Consider the following 25,683-nt stretch of genomic DNA (forward strand, 5'->3'; position numbering starts at 1 on the left):
GTCAGTCACACTGTCAACGGCGCTGGGCGGCGCCGCGTGGTGGAAATTTGGGTTGGCATCGGTGGAAAAGCGAAGGCGGCAGGCTCGGGGCGGTAAGGCATCGTGCCGAATATCAACGACTATTAGTCTGTGCTTGGCTTCGAGCCCGGTCACGTACTCAGGGCCCACACTGGGCACGCCTGACCCGCCCCACGCCTCCCGATATTTCAGGAGAATCGGCGCCCGAGGCCGACGCATCGTCTATGCATGTACCTATGGCCGAAACCGAGGTCGCCCCGAAGGCGCGCGCCGCGTGGCAGTTCTTCCAGCAGATGACGGCCGACGTCACCAAGATCGTGCTGGAGGACGCCGAATCGGAACGCGAGCTGCTCGAAGGGCTGCGCGTCATCGCGCGTGTCTCGTCGTTGTGCTCGCAACTGTCCGTCGAGGCCGACCCGGGCCGGCCGTCGTTCTTCGATATGTGTTCTCCGACAAGGATGGTCGGCGGCCCCAACCCGGACGGCAATTATTACCTGGCGATGATTCGCGGCGACCGGCGCTACCGGATCACCGGCGCCCGGGGCACCAGCGCCTACCTTGGCTTTCAGATCCTCGCCGGCACCGGCCTGACCCCGCGCCGGATGGCGAACTACGTCAGCGACACCGACCTTCGGGGCGGCGGCGACGAATTCGCGCTGGTGCTCTCGGCGGAAGAACCCGCCGATCTTGCCGGCGCCCGGTGGGTGAAGATTCCCGACGACGCATCCTCCGTCGTCGTTCGGGAGTACATCGGCGACCCCGCCGCCGAGACGCTGGCCACGCTACGCATCGACGCGCTCGACCCCGACCCCGTGAGGCAGCTGACCGATGACGAGCTCGCCGATCAGTTCACCGCGATGGCCTGGTCGCTGATGAAACTCGTGACGCTGCACCGCACTATCAAGCCCGAGCTCCTGCAGCAACCCAATACGCTGCTGACCGCCGAGGCCGCCGATCTGGGCGCCGCCGACACCACGCCGGACAACCTGTACATGATCGGGACGTTCCGGCTCGATCCCGGCCAGGCGCTGGTGCTCGACATCGAGCCGCCGGACACCCGCTACTGGAACGTCACGCTGGAAAACGTCTGGCACGAATGCCTCGAGCCGCGCCGTCGGCACAGCTCGGTGACCAATCGCGCGGTCCGGCCCGCCGCGGACGGGCGGGTCCGAATCGCGATCTCCGCGGAGGACTTCGGCTTCGGCCATTGGCTCGACACCGGCGGGCGACATCGCGGCTTCGTCGTCCTGCGCTGGCTGGACAATCCCAGCGCGCCCGACGTCTCAGTGTCGGTCCGCGAAGCAGCGGACAGGCGATGACGCTGCAGGAGCGGTTTGCGCCGGAACGGCTCATCGCCACCGCCTGCGAGGAGGCCGGAAGCGACGACTTCGGCGCCGACGGGTGGCAGCCCGGGCTGCAGCGGCTCACCGACGGGCTGGTCCACGAGGCACGACTGTCGCCCATCGGAATCGAAATCGCCCACTTGGACGTCATGCGCGCCCTGAAGAACCGGCTCGGGGTGATCGCCTGGCGCAAAGAGAAGCCCGAAATCGCCGCCAAGCCCGTCACCGCGCCGATCTTCATCGTCGGCCAGCCCCGGACCGGCACCACGATCCTCTACGACCTGCTCGCCCAGGATCCCGACCTGCGGGCGCCGCTGACCTGGGAGGTCGACGCGCCCTGTCCGGTCCCGCAGCCCGAGACCTATAACACCGATCCGCGCATCGCCGCGGCGCAGGCCAGCATCGAGATGTCCGAACAGATCATCCCGGGCTTCTTGGCGTTTCACCCCATGGGCGCGCTCGTCGGGCAGGAGTGCGTGCGCATCACCGCCAGCGAGTTCACCAGCATGATCTTCTCCGTGCAGTACCGCCTGCCGAGCTACTACCGCTGGCTGCTCTACGAGGCCGACCACGCCGGTGCCTACCGCTTCCACCGAATCTTCCTGCAACACCTGCAGTCTGGGGTTCCGGGCCAGTGGCTGCTGAAATCGCCGGCGCACCTGTGGCACCTCGACGACCTGCTCGCCGAGTACCCCGACGCGTTGATCGTCCAGACGCACCGCGATCCGCTCAATGTCATCTCGTCGATCGCCGCGCTGACCCACCACCTGCGGAGGATGGGCAGCGACGAGTCGAACATCGCCGAGTGCGCGGCCCAATCGTATGAGGAGATCGTCGTCGGCCTGGATCGCGAAATGGCGCTGCGCGACGCCGGCGCCATTCCCCCCGGCCGCGTGATCGACGTGCTTTTCACCGATTTCATGACCGACCCGTGGACCACGATCGACGACATTTACCGGAAGCTGGGCCGCGAGCTCAAACCCGAGACGGCACAAAAGATGCGCGATTTCCTGGCCGCCCATCCCGGTGACGGCGGGGGCAGCCGCTACACCTGGTCGGACACCGGCCTGGATGCCGACGAGGTCCGCGACCGGGTCGGCGCCTACCAGGACCGCTACGGGGTGCCGACCGAGCAATTGCGCTGAGTTCGCTCGGTTCCCTCAACCCTTGTTCGCGCCGCCGCCGCTCACGGAACCCGTTTCCGCCGTGAGGATCTCGCTGGCACGCTGGTCGACGTAGCGGGTGACGGCGTGCTGACCCGCGCCAAAGACGGTCGCCAGCAGCAAGTTACCGATCAGCGTGTTCGACGACCCGACATGCAGCACGTCGGCACCCAGGATCAGCAGCCCGACGACGGCGACCAGCGGGCCGAGGACCAACTTCAGGAGGCCCTGCTGGAGGGGAAGATTGAACGGACTGTGGTCCAACGGCACCTTGGACATGGCCGGAATCGCGGTGAACAGCGCACCGACGGATCCGAAGAACATGATGAGGAAGAGGTACTGCCACGGCGAGTCCTTGAAGGTGTCGTCGGGCAAGGTGAGGAAGTGATTGTCCTTGAACAGCCGCTGGGTCAACAGGGTGAGCGCGGCGAAAAAGAGGCACACCCCGGATGCGAGGATCAACCGGTTCCTGAGATACCGCGCCTCTTGGTTGCTGCGATCGGAGTTCTCGTGCGCGGTGCGCAGAACGGCGATGATGGAAGGGCGCAGATCCGCGGTGTTGAGGTGGGACGGATCCGCCAGCAAAGCCTCCAGATGCTTCTGCCTCTTGTCGCCACCGTTGAGGTGCACACTCGCATACCCCAGGGCCTCGCTGGCGCGGGCCGGCAGTTCCGTGTCGGGCAGCAGATCCACCGTGCGCTCATCGACCTCATGCAGGCGGGCCCAGGCGCGCTCGATCTCGGTGCCCCACCACCACTTTCGGATTCCGACCTTTGCCTGCGACGCGATGTTCGCGTCCGACAGCAGGCTGTTGATCAGGAAGGCGCGTTGCTCCTGCTCGGGAGGGTTCTTCAGCTCGAGGCGGGCCAGGTCGTCCAAGAGCATGATCCGGCGACGTTGGACCGTCTGCCGCCAGGGCGAGGTCGACCTCCACGACTTCGGCAGTCCGGACTCGAAGCCGTTCCACGTGTCACCGCGGGCAGTGGGAGTTGGTGACGTCGGGCCGGCGGTCGGCGGTGTAGACATGGATTCCTCCGCGGGGTGAACGGGTCGGGCCAGAAAATCGGCTCGAGTGTCACTCCCGCGGGTCGGGCCGAAATAGCGTAGTCGGCTACTTGCTTGTGCAGCGCCGCCCGGATGCGCCCCGCGGTCGCGAACCCCTCCGGACGCGATGACGTAGTCGATTACTCATGCGCCGGACGGCGGAGAAGTGGCACATTCTCATCCACATCACCGACGACAGGAGCGGGACATGCTCATCGCAATTCTCAACAAGTCGACATTGGTGTCCAACGCGGACGCCGCGGTCATGACCCAAGCGATAGCCAACCAGGTCCGCATGGACGTTGCCCCCCTGTGGGATCGGGCCGCCGCGGCGGTGATCTTCTACTCCAACGACAAGGACGTGCCGCCGGCGGCGCACGGCATCACACTCGTCGACACCATCAACGACCAGCCCGCGGGCGTGCTCGGTTACCACACCGAGGACCAAGGCGGGAAGCTGTGGGGCGTGGTCGCGGCCAAGCCGGAGCTGGACAACGGCGGGACGACGACGAAGGGCGACTGGAGCGTCTCCAGCGTCCTGTCACACGAAGTGCTCGAGATGTTCATCGATCCGAACTGCAACCTGTGGGCCAACGACGGGCACGGCAAGGCCTACAGCTTCGAGGTGTGCGACCCGGTCGAGGCCCCGACCTACGCCGTCGACGGCGTGTCGGTGTCCAACTTCGTGACCCCGGCGTGGTTCGACCCGCTGTCCAATCACGCGACCGCCCAATACGACAAGCTGGGCAAGCTGCACGCCCCCTTCAGCATTCTCAAGGGTGGCTACGTCGTCTACGAGGCGGCCGGGGCCGAGCACCAGAAATTCGGCGACGAGTTTCCCGACTGGCGCAAGGAAATGAAGTCGGGAAAGTTCGCCCGCACCCGGCGCCGCGTCCAGCAGGCCGACACGCTGCTCGCCCAGGCGACGGCCTGAACCGCGCGTCCCACCGCACCCCCAAACCCACCCACGCCGCAAAGGAGGGCCGACGAATGCCGGTGCCGCGCAAGACCATTTCCTTCGGACAGCAGATTGCCATCGATCGCGAGGGCAACCCCTACGACTACGGCGGGAACTGGGACCCCTTCAACCGCCAGAAGGGCACCGACTGCTCGGGCTGCGTCGTCGACGAACTCGACGGGGGGATCAACGGCACCGCCATGGAGTGGTCGCGCCACGGCCTGTGCACGGAGAGCTGGCGGGCGCCGTCGCACGGCGGCCAAGCCAATCCGCTTGACGGCCCGTTTCACACGATCCAGGTAGCGAACCCCGGCGCGTTCCCCGCCGACGCCGCGATCAAGATCGCCCTGCACCACGGGCCCGGTGGTGGTGTGAACTCCCACATGTGGTGCCAGATCGGCGATCTGCGCGTGGAAACCAACGGCGACAACGGCACCGTGCTGCGCGACCAGGCGATGGCGGTGGACAACCCCTACGCCAACGACTGGTGGTTCGTGCCCGGCCCGATCGTCGAGGACGGCACACCAATTCCGCACCAGCCCAGCGGAACCGGTCCCGCGCCGCAAGGCGAGCCGCGGGACACATTGTTCGCCGACGTGTCCGAGCACCAGGTACCGGTGACCGATGCCTACACCGACGCCACGTACAACCAGGACGGCACTGACTGGCACTATCGCTGGCTGTCGATCAGAGCCAACGACGGGACGCACCGCGACAACAACTTCGCCCAGAACTACAGCTGGTGCAAGCAAGCCGCCGACAGCGGCCGGCTCAACGGCTTCATCGTCTACGCCTACTGGCGCCCCGACTGGCAGTCGACGCTGGCGACCTTCCAGGATCAGATCAACTCCAACGGCGGCCCGCACCCCAAGATGGTCGCCATGATCGACGTGGAATGTGGAGACGGGAATCCCACCTGCGACCAGAGCGCCGCCGTCAACGGCATGTACTACGCGCTGGCCAAGTGGCTCGGCGACGCGCGCCGCGTGATTGGGTATTGCAACCTCAACGACATGCGCCAGATGTGGCAGACCAGGCCGGAGCACGTGCCGATGATCATCGCCGGCTACGGCTCAAATCCCAACGACCCGTCCGTATTCAAGGTCGCGCACCAATACACCGACGGCCAAGGGTACGGTGACGGCCTCCCGGAGGGGGCGCCACCCTTCGGCAACTGCGACATGAACAGTGCCGACGGCCTGTCGCCATCCCAGCTGGCCTCCGTACTCGGGGTCGGCGACGCGGCACCGGTCGCCCCCACGCCGCTGGTGATACCCACCGTGCCGGCGGACTACCAGCGACTCATCTACGAGCAGCTGGCCGGGCCGGTCGGCTCGGACGGCTACGGGCACGGTTGGCCGCAGCTCGGCAACCTGACGATCGTGGACTATCTGGCCCAGTACAAGCCGGCCTTGGATGCCCTACTGGCCCAGGGTCCCCGGCCGAACAACAAGAAGGCGGCTCCCCGCATAGTGATCCCCCCGGCCGTCAACGGGGCGGCGTCGAGGCCGGCCGCTGCCAAGAAGGCGCCGGCGCGAAAGGCCCCCGCAAAGAAGCGGTGAGGCCGCCGCGACAAAGTACCTGCCCCTCAAGGAGATTCACCGAAATGCCACTCCCCTACAAAAGCGGGTCCCATGGCCCGGAAATCGAGTACTGGCAGGCATGGTTCAAGCGCGAGTACCGCGCCTACGCGCCTCCGGAGGACGGCAACTACGGCAAGGACGAGGTCGCCGCGGTCAAGGAAATGCAGCGGCGCCTCGGCCTGCCGCAATCGGGAGAATTCGACGCCACCACGGCGAGCCGCGTCGGATATGTGCCCCCGGCCCCCGGCCTGCGGCCCATCATGTTCACCGTCGAAGGGCACAGCTCGAACATGTTCGCCGGGCCGGTCGCCGACACCGGCGCGCAACTCGAGACCGAAGGCCTCTGTCACCACCAACCGATCGGTTACAACAACGGCCCGATCCCGTTCGACAACGCCAGCGGTGTCAACGAGCTGGCCCGGCTCGTCGGCTCCGAGGTGATGGACAACCTCGTCCCCTTCCCGAAGGGCACCCCCTGGTCACTCGGCGGGTTCTCGCAGGGCGGCATCGTCATCTGTGACTTCTACTTCGACTACCTGACGCCGGGCAAGCCGCTCGACTGGCGCGCGCCGGACCTCAAAGGCGTGCTCGCCTACGGGAATCCAGGGCGCCAGACGGACAGCATCGCGGACTGGGCCCGGCCCTGGATCACCCAAACCGGCAGCCATGGGCTCGACCCGATCCGGCGGTTCGGGCTACCCGGCTGCCCGGGCAAGCCCGATTTCTGGGTTGACATCTACCGCGAGGGCGACATCTTCGCCGAGAACCTCGACGACAAGTCGAGCGAGGTGAAAGCCGCGGTGTACCAGGCCGTCGCGCGCTCGGACTTCTTCTCCAACCCGTTCTCCCTCGCCGCGCAGATCGCCATCCTGTTCGGGCAACCGGTCGACGAGGTCTTGGGGATCGTCATGGCCATCGTCAGCGGGGTGGCGTTCTTGGGCGACCAGCCCAATCCCCACTACTCGCCGTACGACATCAGTGGTGGACTCGCTTGGATGCGAGATCGACTTCGCAGCTGAACCGAGGCGTCGCGTCAACCCGTGCCGACGGGCTCGTACCGCAGCATGGTCACGTCGTGCTCGGGGTAGTCGCAGAACACGGGCCGCACCCGCATCCCCACCCGCAGGTCTTCCGGTTCGACGTTCACCATCTCGGTGGAAAACCGTGGGCCCTCGTCCCATTCGACGATGGCCAGCAGCTGCGGGACCGCGTCCGCGAAATGCGGGCCAACGGGTCGACGGGCCACGGTGAACGAGTACAGCGTGCCCAGGCCCGATATCTCCCGCCACTCCAGGTCGTCGGCCAGCGTGCCCGGCGCCCGCACGCGCGGATAGAACACATAGCTCCGCGACGACGGCGAGTACTGGATGACGATGCGGTGTTGCGCCAGCGCATCCCAAAACTGCGCGGTGGTGGGCGTTTTGACAGGCATGGGCCGCTCGAAGTCCATCGTCAGTCCCCCTGCAGGATCAGCGTGGTCTGCTCGGACAGGATGCCGCCGTTGCCGGACACGAAGGCGCGGTTGCAGTCGGCGACCCGGGCCGCGCCGGCGCGCCCCATGATCTGGCGGGTGGCGTCGCAGACGTGGTGCATCCCGCCCGCCAATCCCGCCTGACCGAAGCCCAGTTGCCCGCCGGCGGTGTTCACCGGGAAGTCGCCGCGGAAGGTCAGGTCGTGGTCGGCGACGAACTCCATGCCTTTGCCCTTCTCGCAAAATCCGGCGTCCTCCAGCGAGAGCAGCACGGTGATGGTGTAGCAGTCGTAGATCGACACCATGTCCATGTCGCGACGGCTGAGCTCGGTCATGGCGAACGCGGTGTCGGCCGCCGCCGCGATCGGGGTGCGCAGCAGATCCTCGGCGTAGGTGGGCGTCTTGAACGGCACGTGCTCGCCGAATCCCTTGATCCACACCGGGCGATGTCGCGCGCGCCTGGCGATGTCGGCATTCGCGACGACGACGGCGGCGCCCCCGACGCAGGGCATCACGATCTCCAGCATGTGCAGCGGGTCGGCGATGACCGGGCTGGCGAGGACGTCGTCGACGGTGAGCGGCGTGTCCTTCCAGATCGCGCCGTCGGTGTGGTTGGCGTTGACGCGCTGGTCGACGACGATCTTGGCCATCGCCCGCTCGTCGTAGCCGTAGACCGCCGCGTAGCGTTGGGCCACCTGGCCGTAGGGGCCGTTCTGGCCCAGGTTGCCGTACGGAATCTCGAATTCCGCTTGCGGCGAGCCGTATTGGTTGCTCGACGACCCGAAGAACATCGCGTCCACGATTTTTCGGGGCTTCTTCTTCGACGACGGCGTGATGTAGCGCGCGGGCAGGGCGCACAGCACGGCGTCGCAGATGCCGAGTTCGACCGCCGCGGCCGCCCGCCAGACCATGGCCGCGGCGCTGGCGCCGCCGAGGTCCACCATTTCGGCGAATCTCGCTCCCACGCCGAGGTATTCGGCGATGGTCGAGGGAACGAAGATCTCCGACTCGGCGAGGTGCGAGGCCGCGATCCCGTTGACCGCCTCGCCCGGCACGCCGGCGTCCTGGAGCGCGGCGGCGGCGAGCTCGGCCCATTGTTCGAGCACGAACGGTGCGGGCGAGGCCTTGGCCAGCCGCTGGGGCGGCAGCTCGACATAGCCGACGATCGCGGCCTCTCCACGTAATCCCATCCGGCGTCCTACTTTCGGGGCAGCCCGAGAATCATTTGGGCGATGATGTTGAGCTGGATCTCCCTGGTCCCGCCGCCGATCAGCTCGGCCGGGAGATGCAAATAGGGTTCCACGACCGCGGCGTCGGCGTCGTCGACCATCGCCACCCGGCCGGTCAGCTGCAGCGTGGCCTGGAAGGTCCGGCGCAACAGCACGTTCATCGCCACCTTGGCGATGCTGGACGCGGGGCCCGACGCCTGCCCGTCGAGCAGCCGGATGGTTTCCCGCACGCCGAGCGCCCGGATGGCGATGGCGTAGGCGTCGAGTTCGCCGAGCTCGCGCAGGGCGTCGTCACGATCCGGGCCGGGCTGTGCGGCGAGCCGGCGGAGCGCGACGGCCCGGTCGAACTTGACGTATCCACTGATGGCCGAGCGCTCCTCGGCCATCGTGGCGATGGCGAGATTCCAGCCGTCGGTGGGACCGCCCAGCAGCATCTCGTCGGGGACGAAAACGTCGTTGAGGAACACCTCGTTGAAGTGCGCTTGCCCGGTCGCCGTCTTGATGGGCTGCACTTCGATGCCGGGCGACTTCATGTCGATGATGAAGTAACCGATGCCGCGGTGCTTGCTGGCTTCGGGATCGGTGCGCGCCAGCAGCGCGCCCAGGTCGGCATACTGCGCCAACGACGTCCAGATCTTGTGGCCGTTGATCCGCCAGCCGCCGTCGACCTTGGTCGCCCTGGTGGCCAGCGACGCGAGGTCCGACCCCGCTCCCGGCTCACTGAACAGCTGGCACCAATGGATATCGCCACGCTGCGTCGGCGGAATCAACCTTTCCTGCAACTCCTTTGGGGCGGCCGCCAGCACCGAGGGCAGGATCCACTCGGCGATGTTGAGCGACGGCCGAACCAGCCCTGGTCGCTTGGCGAACTCCTCATCGATGATGAGCTGCTTGAGCGGACCCGCATCGACGCCCCACGGCGCCGGCCAGTGCGGCGCCATCAGACCGGCGTCGGCGATCAGCGTGCGCTGCGGCCCGGAGGCCTGGTCCGGGTAATCACCGTGCGGAGCCGGGGTGTCGTTGCGCAACTGCATTGCGGCGTCCAGCGTCTCGGCGACCCAGGACCGGAACTCCGACTCCGCGTCACCCAGATTGACCGACATGTCGCGTTGCTGGGTGCGGGTCAGTTCGCCCAGCCGTCGGGCCCAGCGATTGGCGGGACCGATCGATCCCGCCAGGCTGATGGCTCGCCGCCAGTAGAGATGCATGTCGTGTTCCCAGGTGAACCCGATGGCGCCGAGCATCGTCAGGGCATCGAGCACCAGGTCCGGCGCCGGCGAGACCGCGATCACCGCGGCGCCGGCCGCGGCGAGGCGGTGCTGGTCGGGCGGCTCGTCGGCGGCACGCACCGCGTCCCAGGCCGCCGCGGTCGCCAGCTCGCTGTTGATCAACAGCATCGCCGCGCTGTGCTGCAGCGCCTGGAAGGTCCCGATCACCTTGCCGAACTGTTCCCGCGTGCGCAGGTGCGCGGTGACCGCTTCGACGCACCACTGCGCGATGCCGGCCGTCATGCTGGCCGCCAGCCCCACGGCGATGCACTGCGCGCGGTCGGCGTCGATCCCGGTCAGCGCCGGCGACTCGGGCCGGTAGTCGTTCAGCCGCAGGACGCCGACATCGGCCACCAGGTCGGTTCCGGTTACGGATTCGACCGTGGCCGTAGGTTTTTCGGTGTCGACCAGGACCCATGTGAGATCGCCGTCCTCGGTTCGGGCGGCCACCAGGATCACCCGCGCCGAACAGACGCCCGCGGTGACGTCCGACTCCCCGCTGAGCAGCGAGCCCTGGCCGTCGGCGCGCGCGTGGAAGTCGCCGCCGTCGGGCAGGACGACGGCTGCGGACACACCGGAAGCGAGTTCGCGGAGCAGTGCTTCGGCGGCCGGCGTCGGATCGGCCAGCAGCGCAACCGCGCCCGCCGCAACCGTGGGCAACAACGGGCCGGGCAACAACGTCTTGCCCGCCGACTCGAGTACGCAGGCCGCATCGATCAGCCGGCCGCCCTGACCGCCGAGGCGCTCCGGCAGGTGCACCGCGTGAAAGCCGTTGGCGGCCAGGGCGTCCCACCATGCCGGGAGCGCTCCCGACGCCAGTGCGTCGAAGTTGTCGCGGGTCTGCGCGATCGGGGCGTGCCGGTTGGCGAATTGGACGACGGCGTCGCTGAGGGCCTGCTGCTCGGGACTCAGTCCTAGCGTCATCGCGGCGAGCCCGCGCGGCTGAGACGACACGCCATCGAAGACCGCTACCTTCCCTTACAAGACGAACCGTCTCGTCTTGTGGCAGACTACCGGGGGTAGTCGGGATATGTAAAGCGGGCTATGCAGCAGTGAGGATCTCCAAATGCCAAGCGATCTCACCCGGGAGAGCCCGCCGCGGCGCCGCAGTGAACGGTCGCGCACGGCGATCGTCACCGCCACCCGTGAGCTGCTGCTGGAGCGCGGGTTCGACGGGCTGACCATCGAGGCCGTCGCGGCCCGCGCCGGCGTGGGAAAGCAGACCATCTATCGCTGGTGGCCCAGCCGTCCGGCCCTGGTCGCCGACGTCATGCTCGAGGACGCGGACAAGATCCTGGCGTCGGTCGACCACACCGATGACGTGTGCGCCGACCTGGTGCGGTGGGTCGGCAGGCTCGTCGCGAGCCTGACGACGGCGCGCGGCATGGCGATGCTGCGGATCTTGACCGTGGCCGGCATGGAGCACGAGGAGACCGCCGTCAAGCTGCGCGCCGGGTTCAGCGCGCCGCTGCACGACAGCGTTCGGGCCCGGCTGGTCGCCGACGGCGTCGAGGCGGACGCCGCGGAGTCGGCGGCGGACGCCATCGTGGGCGGCGTGGTGTACCCGATACTGTCTGAGCCGCAGCAGTATTCACGGCGCAGGGCCGAGCGCACCACCCGCATCATCGTCGGGGCGCTCGGGTCGCGCCGCCGACCATGACCGCAGCGGGCGCAACAACGCGTTCTTCTTGTAGTAGTGCTCCGCCATGCGCCGCATGATGTCGTCGAGCAGGGTTACCGCGTCGTTGAGGTAGGGCCCCTTGTTCAGCATCACGCACTCGGCCCGCTCGCTCATCGCGGCGTCGCTGATCTCGGCCCGCGACGGGAGGCCGGTCTTGGCGAGCCGTTCGAGCACCTGGGTCGCCCAGATCACCGGCAGGTGGGCGGCCTCGCACAGCCACAGGATTTCCTCCTGCAGCTCGGCCATGCGCTCGTAGCCGCACTCGACGGCAAGATCGCCGCGCGCGATCATCACCCCGACCCGCGGCCGGCGCATCGCGGTCAGCAGCAGCTGTGGCAGGTGTTCGAAGGCGCGCCGGTTCTCGATTTTGAGCACCACGCCCAAGTGGTCACCGCCGAGCCGATCGAGCTCACCCAGCAGCCGCTCGACGTCGGCCGGGGTGCGAACGAACGACATATCGACCAGGTCCGCCAGTTCGACGACGGCGGATAGATCGGCGACGTCGCGGTCGGTGACCGCCGATATCGGCAGGTCGGTGTCGGGCATGTTGATGCCCTTGCCGGCTTTGAGGTGGGCCTCCCCCTGCGCGGGGTGATCGATGCGCACGGTGAGCGCGTCGTGCTCGACCGACAGCACCCGCCCGCCGATCTTGCCGTCGTCGAAGTGGACAGCATCGCCCGGCCGGGCGTGGTCGAACGCCTCGGGCAGCGTGCAGCCGATCCGCGGAATGGGCTGCGGACCCGGGACCGGGGCCGGTGAACAGTCGCGGGTCAGCTGCAAGAGGTCCCCGGCGCGCAACACCAGGCTCTGCTCCGTCTCGGGGAGCGGGCCGACTTCGGCCGGTTCCCCGCCGCCGTCGGTACCCAGCACCGTTCCCGTTTCCAGGTAGGTCGTCTGGCGCGCGGTGATCACGAATCCGCCCACGGCGGCCTCGTCAACCGCCTCGAGCACTAGGCGACGCCTGGATCCGCGGGCGTCCCGCAAGGCCAGCGCATCTCCGGCGCTGCGGTGCGTCAGCCATCGCCCAGGCACCGTGATCACCCCCATGCCGGCATGCGGCGGACGCACCGGATCCTCGGCCGACGTCAGCCATGCCCGCGCCGGGCTGACGACCTGGCCGCGCGCGTTTCGCCGCGGCCGCAGTTTGATGACGCGCGGTCCCGGTTCCAGCGGCCCGGTCCGTAGCTTTGGCCCGGCCAGATCCATTGCCACCAAACATGTTTCGCCTGCGCCGGCGGCGGCCTCCCGGACGTGGTGCGCCATCGCGCGCCATGCCTGCGGGTCGTCGTGCGCGCAGTTGATCCGCGCGATGTTCATGCCGCGGTGCACCAAGCCGCCCACCAGGCCCGCGTCGGTCGCGGCCTCCGACGGCAGCGTGACCATGATCCGGGTCGGTCGATGCGGCGGTTCGGGGCCCAGCAGCTCCACCGTGTGACGCCCCAGGATCTCGGGGCCCTCCTGGACGGACACCGCCGACGGCGCGGGCGGCTGCCACCCTCCCCCCACGATGGCGGCGATCGCCGAACGGACCGCCGACAGCGTGGCCTGGACGTGTGATTCGCTGCGGCCCAGCGATGACAGCCCGAACACCGCCAGGGCCGCTTGCAGTTCCCGCAGATCGAGCTGGCGAATCGCCCAGTAGTGCACCAGGTTCCGTGCGCTCGACCGGTGCTCGGGCGCAACGGCCGATAGCCATTCCGCCCACGCGAATTCGGCGTCGGACAATCGGCTCAACAGGCCGTCGACCCGCCCGAGGAGGCCGACGAGTCGGCGGGTGCTGTCGGGGTCGGCCGACGGGCGCGCGCCGTCATGCAACCGCTCGGCGATGCGCTCACTGGGCACGACGGCTCCTCGTTCGGCGGCTCGGTGGCCACCTGGTGTTAACGTCCGCGTAACGCTCCCGATGCGAATCATCAAGGCAGACATAAGGTTAGCGGCGTTCCGCCGCGGCCAGACAGAGGAATTGGTCCTCAGCCGGCGACGGCGTGCGCCTCGCGTCGCCGGAATCGACCGGCACACGTCGCCGGGCGGCGTCGGGTTCCCGTTAAGCTTTGGCGGGTTATACGCCTGAGGAGCGGCCGTGGACGACGATTGTCTGAAGCTCACCACCTATTTGGCCGAGCGGCGGCGAACCGACGAAGGCTTCGTTTCCGACGTGCTGCTCGGGCTGTATGGCCGCCACCAAATTGCCACCAGCATCGTCTTGCGCGGCATCGGTGGGTTCGGGACGGGGCGCAACTTCCGAACGGATGAGTCCCTGACGCTGTCCGAGGATCCGCCCGTGGCGATCATCGCGGTCGACACCAAAACGAAGATCGAGGCGCTGCTCGATCCGGTGCTCGCGATCAAGCAGCGCGGCCTGCTCACTTTGGAACGCGCGCGTCTGCTGCGCGACGGCATCGGGCCGCCGGAGCTGCCCGAGGACTTGCGCGAAGCCGTCAAGTTGACCATTTACGTCGGCCGCAAGGAGCGCGTCGACGGTGCGCCCGCCTACATCGCCATCTGCGATCTGTTGCACCGCCGCCACGTTGCCGGCGCATCGGTCTTCCTGGGCGTGGACGGCGTCATTCACGGACACCGGCAACGGGCGCGGTTCTTCGGGCGCAACGCCAACGTCCCGATGATGGTGGTGGCCGTCGGGTCCGGCGAGCGCATCGGCCGGGTGCTGCCGGAGCTGGGCGGGCTGCTGAAGCAGCCCATGTTCACGCTGGAGCGGGTCCGGGTGTGCAAGCGCGACGGCGAACTCCTGGAACGCCCGCACGCCCTGCCCGGGGTCGACGAACACGGCCTGCCGCTGTGGCAGAAGTTGATGATCTACACGTCCGAATCGGCGCTTCACGACGGTGTGCCGATCCACCGCGCGCTCGTGCAGCGGCTCCGTCAGCGCGAGACGCCCGACGGCGCCACGGTGGTGCGGGGCATCTGGGGTTACCACGGAGACCACCGGCCCCACGGCGACAGGCTGCTGTCGCTGCGCCGCCGCGTCCCGGTGGTCACCATCGTCATCGACACACCTGCCAATATCGCTGAATGTTTCGGCGTGGTCGACGAACTCACCCGCGACGAGGGCTTGGTGACAAGCGAGATGGTGCCCGCCTTGGTGTCGGATGACGGCGGCGCCGGCCAGGGTGGTCCGCCAATGGCGAACCACCGCTACTGACGCGAACGCCCGATCAGCCGGCGACGGAGGCGTCGTAGATCGACTGGATCGACTTGTCCAGGGTGGCGTTGAACTGCTCGTCGGACTGGTCCACCGACAGGCCCTCGGTGAGCGCGCGGCTGAAGCTGGCGATCAACCCCGAGTTCTTCGCCAGCAGCTCGTTGGCCTCCTCACGGGAGTAGCCGCCGGACAGGGCGACCACCCGCATCACCTTCGGGTGTTCGATCAGGGGACGGTAGAAGTTGACCTCCGTGGGCAGGCTCAGCTTGAGCATCACGCGCTGGCCGTCGGGGACCGCGTCGAGCTGCTTGGTGATCTCGTCGCGCAGGATGCCCTCGGCCTGAGCCTTGTCGGAGATGGAGATGGTGACCTCGGGTTCGATGATGGGCACCAGGCCGTGCGACAACACCTGCCGGGCGACCTCGAACTGCTGGGCGACCACCGCGGCGATGCCGTCCTGGTTGGCGCCGCCGATCACCGACCGCTCCTTGGTGCCGAAGACGCCCTTGCTGACGGCCCGCTCCAGCAGGTCGTCGAGGCCGGGCATCGGCTTCATCAGCTGCACATCGTCGGACGCCTCGGCGAGACCCTTGTCGATCTTGAGGATGGGCACCACCCCCTTGGTCTCCCAGAGGTAGGTGGTCGACGGCTGACCCTCGATGTCGCGGTCCATGGTCTGCTCGAACAGGATCGCAGCCAGGACCCGGTCGCCGTTGAACGCCGGGGAGGTGATGATCCGTGAACGCATCTCGTGGATGAGGTCGAACATCTCCTTCTCGGAGGAATACGCGTCCTCCTCGATGCCGTACAGGCGCAACGCCTTGGGCGTCGATCCCCCGCTCTGGTCGAGCGCTGCAATGAACCCCTTGCCCGACGTCATCCGGTCGGCCTGCTGCTGGTTCGGCATGGAACTTCCCCACTCCCTCGTGGCACTGTCGGGTGCCGATCATATTCTTCCGGTCAGCGCGTGGGCAGCCAGGTCACGCTAGGCCCGTCAGCTCAGCGCGCCGACGACCTCGTCCGCGGTGAGCACGGCGCTGGCGTAGTTCGGGATGTTGACCTCGAGCGCGGCGTGCATCTCCCGGTCCGAATAGCTCGCGGTCGCGTCCTTGACCACCGTCACGTCGTAGCCGAGCTCGGCGCCGTAGCGAACGGTCGCCTCGAGGCAGGTGTGCGCGATGAGCCCCATCATGATGAGCCGGTGGATGCCGTGTTTCTTGAGCAGCAGGTCCAAGTCGGTGTTGGCGAAACCGCTGGAACACCAGTGTTCTTGGGCGACGATGTCGCCCGGCGCAGGTTCGAAGCCGGGGTGTAGCTCACCGCCCCAGGTTCCGTATTCGAAAGTCCTGCGCGACCACGCGGCTTTCTGAATCGGCGCGACGTACTTCCAGGTCTCGTAGTCGCCGGGCCGATACCGATGGTGCAGCGCATAGAAAACGCGGATGCCGGCGGCCCGTGCGGCGTCGAGGACTTGGCGCATGTGCGGAACGCACCCGTTGGCTTCGGCGACGCCCTTCAGGCGATCCCACACCTTCCCGCCCTCGGAGATGAAGTCGTTGTACGGATCGATCACAACGAGGCCGGTGAGGTCCTTGTCGTACGACACGTCCGTCATCGTCGCACGACACGGCCGTCACACGGCGGTCTCGTCCTCCTGCCGCGCGGCCCGCCTGGCGGGCCAGACCGCCATCCGGTCCAGCAGCCCGTCCCGCAACACCAGCGTGTGAAACAGCACCGCACAGACGTGGGCGGTGAACGTCAGGAACAGCAGGAACGCCCCCACGTTGTGGGCCTGCCGCAGCACCCCGTACAGGTCGAGGTTGTGCGGCGCGATGCCCGGCAACGCAAGCGGGCCCGCCAGCGTGATCGGGAATCGCGCCGCCGAGAGCATGGCCCAGCCGATCAGCGGCTGCAGCAGCAGCAGCGCGTACAGCAGGTATTCCGACCAGGACGCGATGCGGCGTTCGGCGCGGCTCATGGTGGCCAGGAAGGGTGGCAGCCGGTGGGTGAGCCGGTTCACCAGCCGCACGACGGCGAACACGAGGATCAACAGCCCCAGCGGCCGGTGGATGGCCAGCAGCAGCGGGTAGTAGCTCAGCGACGCGATCATGATCACGCCGATGAGCAGCTGCGCGATGACCATCGGCGCCATCAGCCAGTGCAGAATCCGGGACGGGAGGGCGAAACGCCTTGGCGTGGTGGTCGTTTCGCTCGCCTGGGCGGTCATGCGAGCACCTGCGCCACGTTGACCTCGCTGGGCGACTTGGGTTCCTCGGCGCGGCGCGTGAAGGAGCGCGCGTAAACGGCCGACCGCGCCGAGGGCAGCGGATCGTCGGACGCGGTGATGCCGTCGGGCAGCACCAGCGGGTCGAAGTTGATGTCGCGCGCGTTGCCGGCCTGCTCGGTCTGCACCGCCGCGATGGTGATGGTGCCGGCGTCGATCGACCGCCGCGACGGCGGCCACGGCTTGGTGGCGTCGTGGGTCGGATCGCCCGGCTCACCGACGGTGAGCACCAGGCGCCACTGCAGAGGGCCGTGCGCCAGCGCGCGGATGAGATCGTCGAAAAGGTAGTCCTTGCCGCGCGGTGGCTGCGGGCCGCCGGCCGCGACGGCATTCTGCGGAACGACCGACCAGCGCACGGGAACGGTCGCGCCGGCGCCGTTGGTGAACCAGAACGCGTTCAGCCCGTAGAACGTGCTGTCCGCGAATCCCGCACTGGGCGGCGACTGCTTGATGATCTTCATCGCCGCGGCGGTCTCGGGATGCCGGTCGAGGAACGCGGCCATCTTCTGCGGATCGGGCTTGCCGGTGCCGGGCACCGGTTTGGACGCGAGCAAGCGCTCATAGAAGCCCTCGGGGGTGCTGTCGGTGAAGACCGGCAGGTTGATCATCGCGGTGCGCCACTGTTGTCCGCCCGCCTGGAACAGCAGCCCGAGGCCGCGGACCGTGTCGGGCTTGTCGGCCTGATCTGGCAGGCCCCCGCCCAGCGAGAACCTGCCGACGAGCGGAACGGTGCCCGCCCGGAAGACCGCCGCCCGGCAGATGGCCGCGCCCGCCCCGTTGCTCGCAAAAGAGCCGGTGGCCGCCAACCCCTTGGCGTGATTTCGCCGGAACCCGTCATGGCGTCCGGCGACCTGCTCGAAGCGATCGGCGAACCGTGCGGGGGTAAGCGGTGGCGGTGTGCCCGGCCGCAGCCACCCGCCGGCATAGGCGAATCCACCGACGTCCACGGCCGCGAAGCCCGCGACCGCGCCCATGCCGAGCAGGGCGCTTCGCCGGGTCAGCGCGAGGCGGCGCGGGGGCTCGGTCGCGCCGGTTCCGTCGTCCGACTTGCCATCGTGATCACCGGGCTCCATGCCCACCGTCCTTCTCCCACTTTCCGGGCCAAGCCGCGCAGCCTGGGACCGAACTAGGTGGTCGCATTCACCCACGGGAGGCTGCCGTGCGCAACATCTGCGGCGAGGACCGCGCACATTCGGTCTACGGCAACCCGCCCGGATTCGTTCAGTCGAATGGGTCGGAAAGTGACGGCTGCAACGGTCGTTTTCGCCATGGCCTAAAATCGTCTAAACACGTGCGGCTGCGCCTCCGCCTAGCGGTGCAGAAGAGATGGAGTGTTTCTCCCCAGTAAGGCGTGTTACGCGGGTTGAGTCGACAGCCCCGGCTTGGCAAGGCTGTTTGATTCTCGGTGTCCCGCACGGGGCGAATGTGAGTGACAAAGCATGATCGAACAATCCGGCAATTCAGTCGATCCGACGACCTTCGACGTCGGAAAACACCAGGTAGACGACGCGGTCGTGCTGACCGTGTCGGGTGAGGTGGACATGCTCAGCGCGCCGCAGCTCGCCGAGGCGATACGCGCCGCCCTGGCCGCGGGACCGGCGGCGCTGGTCATTGACCTGACCAAGGTGGATTTCCTGGCGTCGGCGGGGATGACGGTCCTGGTCACGGCGCAGGCCGAGGTCACGCCGCCGACGCGATTCGCGGTGGTCGCGAACGGGTCGGCCACCAGCAGGCCGATCAAGCTGATGGGCTTGGACAACGTCTTGGCGCTGTACAGCACGCTCGACAGCGCGCTGAGCCGTATCGGCGATGGGTGAACCCTGACAGAGTGAGGATGCAGCTGGGCGATGGGACGCTCTGAACGTGGGCCGGATGAGGTGTCCGACATCGATGATCGATCGCGCTTCGTGCGGAGGCGCGTGGCCGCCGACGCACGAAGCGCCGCTCGAACCCGCGCCGAGTTCGGGAAGTGGCTCGACAGGCACTTCAAATTGGGCGCCGACCGCAGCAATGACCTGATCCTTGCGGTGAACGAGGCGCTGGCCAACGCCGCGGAATTCGCCTATGTCGACGCGGCCCGGCGTGGGACCGTTGACCTCACCGCCGCCTACGACGACGTTGCCGACACCCTCGCCGTCACCGTCAACGATCGCGGCCGATGGCGCCATAAGCTGCCCGAACCGGCCACCGTGCCGCCGCAACCACAGGTTCGGGGGCGCGGCATTCCGCTGATGCGGACGCTCGCCGACCGACTGACCATCGACCGCACCCCGCGGGGAACGCACGTCACGTTGGTTTGGACGGAACTCTTAGGTGGGGCCGCGCGGTCCAACGCCTGATACCGCTCCTCAGGTGGCGGGCGCGAGGACCTGCTGGATGCGCTCCTCGCGCGGCAGGACTGGGCCGTCGTCGAGGGGTTCCTCGATGCCTAGCTCGGTCAGCCCCGCTTTCGTCAAGAGCGAGGTGCCGTAGGCGGCGAGCACGAGCTTTTGGTCGTCGCTGTGGCCGTCGTCGATCAGCATCGCGCCGATGAGGCAGATCGCCGCCATCTTGTAGGCGTTGAACGCCCGGTACCACGGCCGGTGCCGGATCACGATCCCGCTGGCCGACTCGTAATGCGACAGCAACGCGTCGATGCAGGGCGCCGCGGGGTGGGTGTTGAGGCCGACGGGCTGCACCCACAGCATCTCGAGCCAGCCGATGTCGGTCAGCGGGTCGCCGACCGTGGTCATCTCCCAGTCGAAGACCGCGCTGACCTCGCCGCCGGCGAACGCGAAGTTGCCCGGTTTGGCGTCGCCGTGCACCAGGGTGACGTTCGGGCACGGCTCCGGCTTGGCAGCACGCAGCGCCTCCTTCAGCCGTTCGAGGGCGGGCAGCCGGCCGCGCTTGACCCGGTCCAGCTCCGCCGCCCAGTGGTCGAGTTCGCGGTCCAGGTGCCCGGCACCGCTGTCGAGCGCGTCCAGCCCGGTGCGTGCGAGATCCACGGTGTGGATGGCCGCGAGCTGCTCGACCATGCTCTGGCACATCCGCACCACGACCGCGTCGGCGACGTCGGTCGGTGGCTCCATCTCGTAGACCTGGCCGGTGGCCCGTTCCATGAGAAAGAAGGGTCTCCCGAGCACCTCGCCGGTTTCCTCGAGCCAGAGTGACCGCGGCACCCGCACCGGGGTGTTCGCCAGCGCTCGCAGGATGGTGAACTGGCGCACCAGGTCGTAGGGCTCGAGCAGCGCCGGTGGTCTGGGCCGCAGCCGCAGCACGGCGTCTTGGCGGTCGTCCCGATCCCCGCGTCGGGTGACGATGGTCAGCATCAGCATTTCGGCCGAATGCCCGAAGTTCACCCGGTCAAGTCCTTCGACGCGCACGTCGTCGGCGTCGGGCTGCTGCGTGTGCAGCCACGCCGCCAGGCGCTGACTCATGGTGGGGTCCAGCGTCATTGACGGGCTCCTTCCCCGTCCGCCGTCAGCCGATCCACCGGGGTCTTGTCCTGGGTGAACGCGGACATGTCCATCGCCGCCCAGTTGGGGTAGCGACGGTAACCCTGTCCTCCGACCAGTAATTCGAAGATGCCCCAGCCCGTGTCGCCGTCCCGCTCGAAGCGCATCAGCTGGTCGAGCGCCATCGACTTGCCCTCGCTCTCGCCGAGCTGTCCGTAATCGGTGCTGTCCCAGCGGAAATGAATGAAGTAGCCGCCGCCGCCCAGGTCCTCGTACTCGCAGTGCGCCATCGGCAGCCCGTAGTAGGCGTTGACGTGCTGGTGCGGAGCGTCGGCGAAGACGCGGTAGGCCTTGCCGTCCTCGTCGGTGAACAGCAGCACCGCGCGGGCCGGGCGCTTGCGGTCGCCGTCGAACTCGACGTCGTGCTCGATCTTGACGAATCGCTTCGACAGGGTCCCGTCCGCGTGCGTGATGCCGCCGTCGACGTAATTGACTGTGCCGTCGGCCGATTCGATGACCCAGGCCTCGATGGCGTAGTCGTCGAATCCGGCGTCGAGCCACAGCCAGAAGTCGATCTTGTCCGAAACGCGCACCCCGAACGTGCGGTCCCGCCCACCGTGGAACCCGTCGACACTGATCCGTTGGCCGTCGATCTTGACCCAGCCGCTCCAGCGCCCGGGCTCCTTCATGTGATACATGTCGGCCAGCGTCTGGCCGTCGTCGCCGCGCACCTTCATGGGCAGCAGCTCCCACATCGGTGCGGTGGGCTCGTAGTAGAGCTCCCATTCGATTCCGGATTGGTTCGGTTCGACGTCGAGCCGCCACTTCTTCAGCGGCTCGACACAGGTCCAGCTCATCGGCCCGGCGCGCAGCTCCGCGCGGTCGCCGCCCGGCACCGGCCGGCCGGCCAACAGATCCCAGTGCCGGCCGTCGGCGAGGCTGACCTTGACGTAGCCCAGGCCGCTGGCGGTGTTCGGGTTGTTGCCGTAGCCACTGGCCAGCAGCATCGTGCCGTCCGGCGACGCGGTGAAGAAGTAGCACCGATCCGACCATGTGGGGTCCGGATCGTGCACCTGGTCGAAGGTCGCCGGGAGCTGGTGGGTGAACGACTCGTCGGCCGCTGAGTACCCCATCATCGCCCTCTCTGTCGTGCGGAGCGCCTGTGCCGCAACGCGATTCGATTGCGCCTCACCGCGACGGGCAGACCCGGCGCATCAGATACCGAAGTAGCACAACGCATCCCGTAGCATCGGCGCCATGGAACCGAGCCGGTGGTGGGGTGACGACCGCGCGATCCACGACGACGAGGAGGCGCGCCGGCTGATCCTCGACGCCGCGGGCCGCTGCATCGTCCGCCGCGGCAACACCCAGTTCCGGATGGGCGAGGTCGCCGACGAGGCCGGGGTGTCGCGGTCCACGGTGTATCGCTACTTCCCCGCTCGCGACGACGTGCTGCTGGGCCTGATGCTGATGCGGGTGGACAAGGCGCTCGGCGACCTGGTGGAAGCGCTGCCCGCGCCCGACGACCCGGTGCGCTCGGTTCCCGAGATGGTCCTGGCGCGGGTCGAGTCGGTGGACGGCAATCCGCTGAACGAGGCGTTGTTCGCCGCGGAGAGCACCGCGGTGGGCACCGCCCTCGAGAAGGGTTCCGAACCCATCGTGCGGCTGCTGCTGCGGCACTACGAGCCGTTGCTGAACCGATGGAAGGCGGCGGGGCGCCTCTACGACGACCTCGACCCCAGCTCGATCGTCCAGTGGTTGCACACGACGACGTTGTTCCTGCTGGCGCCCTCGTGGCGGCGCCGGCCGACGTCGGACAAACGCAAATTCGTCGAGCAGTTCGTGGTGCGCGCCCTGGTGCCACAAATCAGACAATAATCTGGTATTGTCTGAAGTCCAGACATTCGGCTACTTTTGTCTGACGGGGCGCGGTGTTGATGGCGGCCCGCTCCCGCCGGTGACGGGTATGCGCAGGACGGATACACATGAAAAATCTTGCGGGACAGGCTTTGTCCATCGTCGGTTTGGCCGCTCACCTGGGCCACGGCGTTCGCCGCGTGACCGCCGACGCCGTGGTGGGCGGGCGCCTCGGGTTGCCCCGCAGGGTCGAAGACATCGACGCCGGGGTCCTGTCGAAGATTTTGGGGAGCACCGTCAGGTCGGTCCGGGTTCTGGACCGAGACGCGGGGACGTCGTCGCGGGCCCGGCTGGTGCTGACCGGAAAAGACGTGCCCGAGTCGGTGTTCGTCAAGGTCGCCGCCAAGAGCGCCGCCACCCGGTTGATGGGCGAACTCGGCCGGCTGGGGCAGACCGAGGTGCGCTTCTACAACCAACTCGCGCCGCAGCTGACGGGCCTGCCGTATGCCTACGGCGCCGCGTTCGACAGCTGGACGGGCCGCTACCTGCTGGTGCTGGAGGACCTGCCCACCGAGTCGTGCGAATTCCCCGACACCCTGCACCCGATCTCCCCCGACCAGGCCGGCCTGATCATCGAGTTGCTGGCCGACCTGCACGCCGCCTTCTGGGACCGGCTGCCGCGCGACGGTCGCGGTCCGCTCGGCTGGCTCTACACCCCGTCCGGGGACGTCACGTCCCTGCTGACCGGGTCGCTGATGCACGCGTCGATGAAGCGCCTCGCCGAGAGCAGCCCGTTCCCCGTCGACAACGGGCGGTTCATCGCCGACAACTATCGCGCCGTTGCCGCACTGATCGACACGCCCCCGCACACCGTCATGCACGGCGACGCGCACCCCGGCAACATGTACTTCTACGGGGGCAAGGCGGGTCTGTTGGACTGGCAGGCGGTGCGGCGGGGACACCCCTCCCGCGAACTGGCATACATGCTCATCACCAGCCTGACGCCGGAAGACCGACGGGCGACCCAGCGCGACCTGCTCGACGACTACCGACGCGCGCTCGCGGCTGCCGGCGGACCGGACCTGGACCGCGACGACCTGTGGCTGCGGTACCGCCAGAGCGCGCTGTACGGGTATGTCGCTCCGCTCATCACCGCGGGGATGGGCGGGATGCAGGTCGAAGGCATCGCCATGGAGGGTCTGCGGCGCGGCGTCGCGGCGCTCGACGACCTGGAAACCGTTGCGGCACTGAAGAGTTCTCTCTAGAACCCCATGCGGCCGCACGCTCGCGGCGTTCGTCGCGAAGTTCGTCGGTTTCATTGACTGGATCTATCCGAAGGCATATCGTCAGTAGTTACGCTACGCGGCGTAGCGTAATGCCGCCTGTCTGACGTCGACAGCGCACGGCGACAAGGAGAGGCGCTCATGTTCGACCTGAAGATCACCGGTGGCACCGTCGTCGACGGCACGGGCGCGGAGCGCTACCGGGCCGACATCGGCATCAAGGACGGCAAGATCGTCGACGTCGTCCGCCGCGGCGCCAACGACCCGGCGATGCCGGGCGAGGCCGCCGAAACCATCGATGCGACAGGGCATGTGGTGGCGCCCGGCTTCGTCGACATCCATACGCACTACGACGGGCAGGTGAGCTGGGACGGGCTGCTCGAGCCGTCCAGCGGCCATGGCGTCACGACGATCGTCACCGGCAACTGCGGGGTCGGTTTCGCGCCGGTGCGGCCCGGCACCGAGCAGTGGCTGATCGAGTTGATGGAGGGCGTGGAAGACATCCCCGGCACCGCGCTGACCGAGGGCATCGAATGGGGCTGGGAGACCTATCCCGAGTACCTCGACGCGATCGGCAAGCACAAGTTCGCGATCGACGTGGGCAGCCAGGTCGCCCACGGCGCCATCCGCGCCTACGCGATGGGCGAGCGGGGCGCGCGGAACGAGCCGGCGACGCCCGACGACATCGAGGCGATGGGCCGGCTCGTTCGGGAGGCGATCGAGGCCGGCGCGCTGGGCTTTTCGACGTCGCGCACGATGGGTCACCGCGCCATGGACGGTGAACCGGTTCCCGGCACCTATGCGGCCGAGGACGAGCTGTTCGGCCTCGGACGGGCCATGGCCGCCGGCGGCCAGGCGGTGTTCGAGCTCGCCCCGCAAGGATCCGCGGGCGAGGACATCGTCGCGCCCAAAAAGGAACTGGACTGGATGCGCCGGCTGAGCGGCGAGATCGACCGGCCCGTGTCGTTCGCGCTGATCCAGGTCGACGCCGACCCGAACCTGTGGCGCGAGATGCTGGACCTGTCCGCGGACGCGCACGCGGAAGGCGCCCGGCTCTACCCACAGGTCGCCGCGCGGCCGTTCGGCATGATGATCGGGTTCCAGGGTCATCACGGCTTCAGCCACCGCCCCACCTACCGCCGGCTGAAGGCCGAATACGGCCGCGAAGAGCTCGCGCAGCGGCTGGCCGACCCCGCGGTGAAGGCCGCCATCCTGGCCGAGGACGACCTGCCCCCCGACCCGACGCTGTTGTTCGACGGCATGTTCGCCCTGGTGCAGCACTCGCTGGGACGGCTCTTCGCGCTCGGGGATCCGCCCGACTACGAGCCCACCCCCGACCGCACGGTCGCGGCCATCGCGAAGGCCCGCGGCGACGACCCGCTCTCGACGCTGTACGACCTGATGCTGGAGCGCGACGCCACCGCGATGCTGATGCTGCCGCTGTTCAACTACGCCGACGGCAACTGCGACGCGATCCGCGAGATGCTGCTGCACCCCGCCGGCGTGCTCGGGCTTTCCGACGGCGGCGCCCACTGCGGGATGATCTGCGACGCTTCCTATCCCACCTTCTTGCTGACGCACTGGGCACGCGACCGCCACCGCGGCGACAAGCTCGCCCTGGAGTACGTGATCCGCAAGCAATCCCGCGACACGGCGCACCTGTTCGGCCTGACCGACCGCGGCACCATCGAGCCGGGCAAGAAGGCCGACATCAACGTCATCGACCTGGACGCCCTGACGCTGCACCCCGCGGCGATGGCCTTCGACCTGCCCGCCGGCGGAAACCGGATCCTGCAGGCCGCCAGCGGCTACGCGGCGACGATCGTCAGCGGGACCGTGACCCGGCGCAACGACGTCGACACCGGGGCCCGCCCGGGCCGGTTGGTGCGCGGGGCGCGTTAGGCCCG

Annotated in this window: 23 protein-coding genes; 12 read left to right on the plus strand and 11 right to left on the minus strand. The window is 68.1% G+C overall.

What is annotated here, in order from left to right; translation table 11 throughout:
- The first annotated feature begins 254 nt into the window (after window positions 1–254).
- On the plus strand, window positions 255–1,337 hold the full coding sequence (locus AWB89_RS23505) for a DUF1214 domain-containing protein (RefSeq protein ID WP_174627867.1): 1,083 nt from the start codon (window positions 255–257) through the stop codon (window positions 1,335–1,337).
- Complete coding sequence (locus tag AWB89_RS23510; protein ID WP_085176918.1) at window positions 1,334–2,506, plus strand: sulfotransferase family protein; 1,173 nt, start codon at window positions 1,334–1,336, stop codon at window positions 2,504–2,506. Before AWB89_RS23505 ends, AWB89_RS23510 begins: the two co-directional genes overlap by 4 nt.
- A 15-nt stretch (window positions 2,507–2,521) precedes the next feature.
- On the opposite strand, the gene AWB89_RS23515 is transcribed toward AWB89_RS23510, so the two are convergent.
- Complete coding sequence (locus AWB89_RS23515; protein WP_139830677.1) at window positions 2,522–3,403, minus strand: hypothetical protein; 882 nt, start codon at window positions 3,401–3,403, stop codon at window positions 2,522–2,524.
- Window positions 3,404–3,776: 373 nt separating this feature from the next.
- On the opposite strand from AWB89_RS23515, the gene AWB89_RS23520 reads away from it, so the two are divergent.
- The 3 genes from AWB89_RS23520 to AWB89_RS23530 are packed head-to-tail and all read left to right on the plus strand — an operon-like array spanning window position 3,777 to window position 7,128.
- Window positions 3,777–4,502: a hypothetical protein gene (locus AWB89_RS23520; RefSeq protein ID WP_085176920.1), complete on the plus strand. Its 726-nt coding sequence runs from the start codon at window positions 3,777–3,779 to the stop codon at window positions 4,500–4,502.
- Window positions 4,503–4,558: 56 nt separating this feature from the next.
- Window positions 4,559–6,088 (plus strand): glycoside hydrolase family 25 domain-containing protein, encoded by a 1,530-nt coding sequence (locus AWB89_RS28120; protein ID WP_241520580.1) that lies wholly within the window; start codon window positions 4,559–4,561, stop codon window positions 6,086–6,088.
- A gap of 44 nt (window positions 6,089–6,132) precedes the next feature.
- Entirely contained in the window at window positions 6,133–7,128 is a 996-nt protein-coding gene (locus AWB89_RS23530) for a peptidoglycan-binding domain-containing protein (protein ID WP_085176922.1), read from the plus strand.
- 14 nt (window positions 7,129–7,142) lie between these two features.
- Here AWB89_RS23530 and AWB89_RS23535 read toward each other — a convergent pair whose 3' ends face one another.
- The 3 genes from AWB89_RS23535 to AWB89_RS23545 are packed head-to-tail and all read right to left on the minus strand — an operon-like array spanning window position 7,143 to window position 11,001.
- Entirely contained in the window at window positions 7,143–7,559 is a 417-nt protein-coding gene (locus AWB89_RS23535; protein WP_085176924.1) for a Zn-ribbon domain-containing OB-fold protein, read from the minus strand.
- A 2-nt stretch (window positions 7,560–7,561) separates the two neighbouring features.
- A complete protein-coding gene (locus AWB89_RS23540; protein WP_085176926.1) occupies window positions 7,562–8,770 on the minus strand; it encodes a thiolase family protein in 1,209 nt (402 codons plus the stop codon).
- Between the two features lie 8 nt (window positions 8,771–8,778).
- The gene (locus AWB89_RS23545) at window positions 8,779–11,001 is read right to left on the minus strand and encodes an acyl-CoA dehydrogenase family protein (RefSeq protein ID WP_085176929.1); all 2,223 of its coding nucleotides are present in this window, start codon (window positions 10,999–11,001) and stop codon (window positions 8,779–8,781) included.
- A 142-nt stretch (window positions 11,002–11,143) separates the two neighbouring features.
- On the opposite strand from AWB89_RS23545, the gene AWB89_RS23550 reads away from it, so the two are divergent.
- On the plus strand, window positions 11,144–11,737 hold the full coding sequence (locus AWB89_RS23550) for a TetR/AcrR family transcriptional regulator (RefSeq protein WP_085176931.1): 594 nt from the start codon (window positions 11,144–11,146) through the stop codon (window positions 11,735–11,737).
- Here AWB89_RS23550 and AWB89_RS23555 read toward each other — a convergent pair.
- Entirely contained in the window at window positions 11,669–13,600 is a 1,932-nt protein-coding gene (locus AWB89_RS23555) for a pyruvate kinase (protein ID WP_241520581.1), read from the minus strand. The two genes, AWB89_RS23550 and AWB89_RS23555, sit on opposite strands and share 69 nt — an antisense overlap.
- A gap of 238 nt (window positions 13,601–13,838) precedes the next feature.
- On the opposite strand from AWB89_RS23555, the gene AWB89_RS23560 reads away from it, so the two are divergent.
- Window positions 13,839–14,918: a DUF190 domain-containing protein gene (locus AWB89_RS23560; protein ID WP_085176935.1), complete on the plus strand. Its 1,080-nt coding sequence runs from the start codon at window positions 13,839–13,841 to the stop codon at window positions 14,916–14,918.
- Window positions 14,919–14,931: 13 nt separating this feature from the next.
- Here AWB89_RS23560 and AWB89_RS23565 read toward each other — a convergent pair whose 3' ends face one another.
- The 4 genes from AWB89_RS23565 to AWB89_RS23580 all read right to left on the minus strand — a co-directional run bounded on the left by AWB89_RS23565 (window position 14,932) and on the right by AWB89_RS23580 (window position 18,275).
- Window positions 14,932–15,825 carry a fructose bisphosphate aldolase gene (locus AWB89_RS23565; RefSeq protein ID WP_085098005.1) on the minus strand — a complete coding sequence of 298 codons (894 nt, stop codon included), beginning with the start codon at window positions 15,823–15,825 and terminating at the stop codon, window positions 14,932–14,934.
- Window positions 15,826–15,912: 87 nt separating this feature from the next.
- Window positions 15,913–16,533, minus strand: a complete 621-nt coding sequence (locus AWB89_RS23570; protein ID WP_085098002.1) for a cysteine hydrolase family protein — start codon at window positions 16,531–16,533, stop codon at window positions 15,913–15,915.
- 18 nt (window positions 16,534–16,551) lie between these two features.
- Window positions 16,552–17,145 carry a cytochrome b gene (locus tag AWB89_RS23575; protein ID WP_085176937.1) on the minus strand — a complete coding sequence of 198 codons (594 nt, stop codon included), beginning with the start codon at window positions 17,143–17,145 and terminating at the stop codon, window positions 16,552–16,554.
- Window positions 17,142–18,275, minus strand: coding sequence for a catalase family peroxidase (locus AWB89_RS23580; RefSeq protein ID WP_276074802.1), 1,134 nt, complete (start codon window positions 18,273–18,275; stop codon window positions 17,142–17,144). Before AWB89_RS23580 ends, AWB89_RS23575 begins: the two co-directional genes overlap by 4 nt.
- A 366-nt stretch (window positions 18,276–18,641) precedes the next feature.
- On the opposite strand from AWB89_RS23580, the gene AWB89_RS23585 reads away from it, so the two are divergent.
- Both AWB89_RS23585 and AWB89_RS23590 read left to right on the plus strand, forming a co-directional pair.
- Window positions 18,642–19,019, plus strand: coding sequence for an STAS domain-containing protein (locus AWB89_RS23585; protein ID WP_085176939.1), 378 nt, complete (start codon window positions 18,642–18,644; stop codon window positions 19,017–19,019).
- 60 nt (window positions 19,020–19,079) lie between these two features.
- Complete coding sequence (locus AWB89_RS23590) at window positions 19,080–19,541, plus strand: ATP-binding protein (RefSeq protein ID WP_085097993.1); 462 nt, start codon at window positions 19,080–19,082, stop codon at window positions 19,539–19,541.
- Window positions 19,542–19,550: 9 nt separating this feature from the next.
- On the opposite strand, the gene AWB89_RS23595 is transcribed toward AWB89_RS23590, so the two are convergent.
- Together AWB89_RS23595 and AWB89_RS23600 are read right to left on the minus strand one after the other, a co-directional pair.
- Window positions 19,551–20,636, minus strand: a complete 1,086-nt coding sequence (locus tag AWB89_RS23595; protein ID WP_085176941.1) for a phosphotransferase family protein — start codon at window positions 20,634–20,636, stop codon at window positions 19,551–19,553.
- A complete protein-coding gene (locus tag AWB89_RS23600) occupies window positions 20,633–21,769 on the minus strand; it encodes an Rv3169 family protein (RefSeq protein WP_174627868.1) in 1,137 nt (378 codons plus the stop codon). The genes AWB89_RS23595 and AWB89_RS23600 overlap by 4 nt, the downstream gene beginning before the upstream one ends.
- A gap of 124 nt (window positions 21,770–21,893) precedes the next feature.
- Here AWB89_RS23600 and AWB89_RS23605 point away from each other — a divergent pair, with 124 nt between their 5' ends.
- From AWB89_RS23605 to AWB89_RS23615, 3 genes are all read left to right on the plus strand, one after another.
- Window positions 21,894–22,514 (plus strand): TetR/AcrR family transcriptional regulator, encoded by a 621-nt coding sequence (locus tag AWB89_RS23605; RefSeq protein WP_085097984.1) that lies wholly within the window; start codon window positions 21,894–21,896, stop codon window positions 22,512–22,514.
- A gap of 107 nt (window positions 22,515–22,621) precedes the next feature.
- Window positions 22,622–23,758 (plus strand): phosphotransferase, encoded by a 1,137-nt coding sequence (locus AWB89_RS23610; protein WP_085176945.1) that lies wholly within the window; start codon window positions 22,622–22,624, stop codon window positions 23,756–23,758.
- A gap of 159 nt (window positions 23,759–23,917) precedes the next feature.
- A complete protein-coding gene (locus tag AWB89_RS23615) occupies window positions 23,918–25,678 on the plus strand; it encodes an N-acyl-D-amino-acid deacylase family protein (protein ID WP_085176947.1) in 1,761 nt (586 codons plus the stop codon).
- The last annotated feature ends 5 nt before the right edge of the window (window positions 25,679–25,683 follow it).

The organism is Mycobacterium paraense (genome assembly GCF_002101815.1).
In the GTDB taxonomy this organism is placed as follows: Bacteria; Actinomycetota; Actinomycetes; order Mycobacteriales; family Mycobacteriaceae; genus Mycobacterium; species Mycobacterium paraense.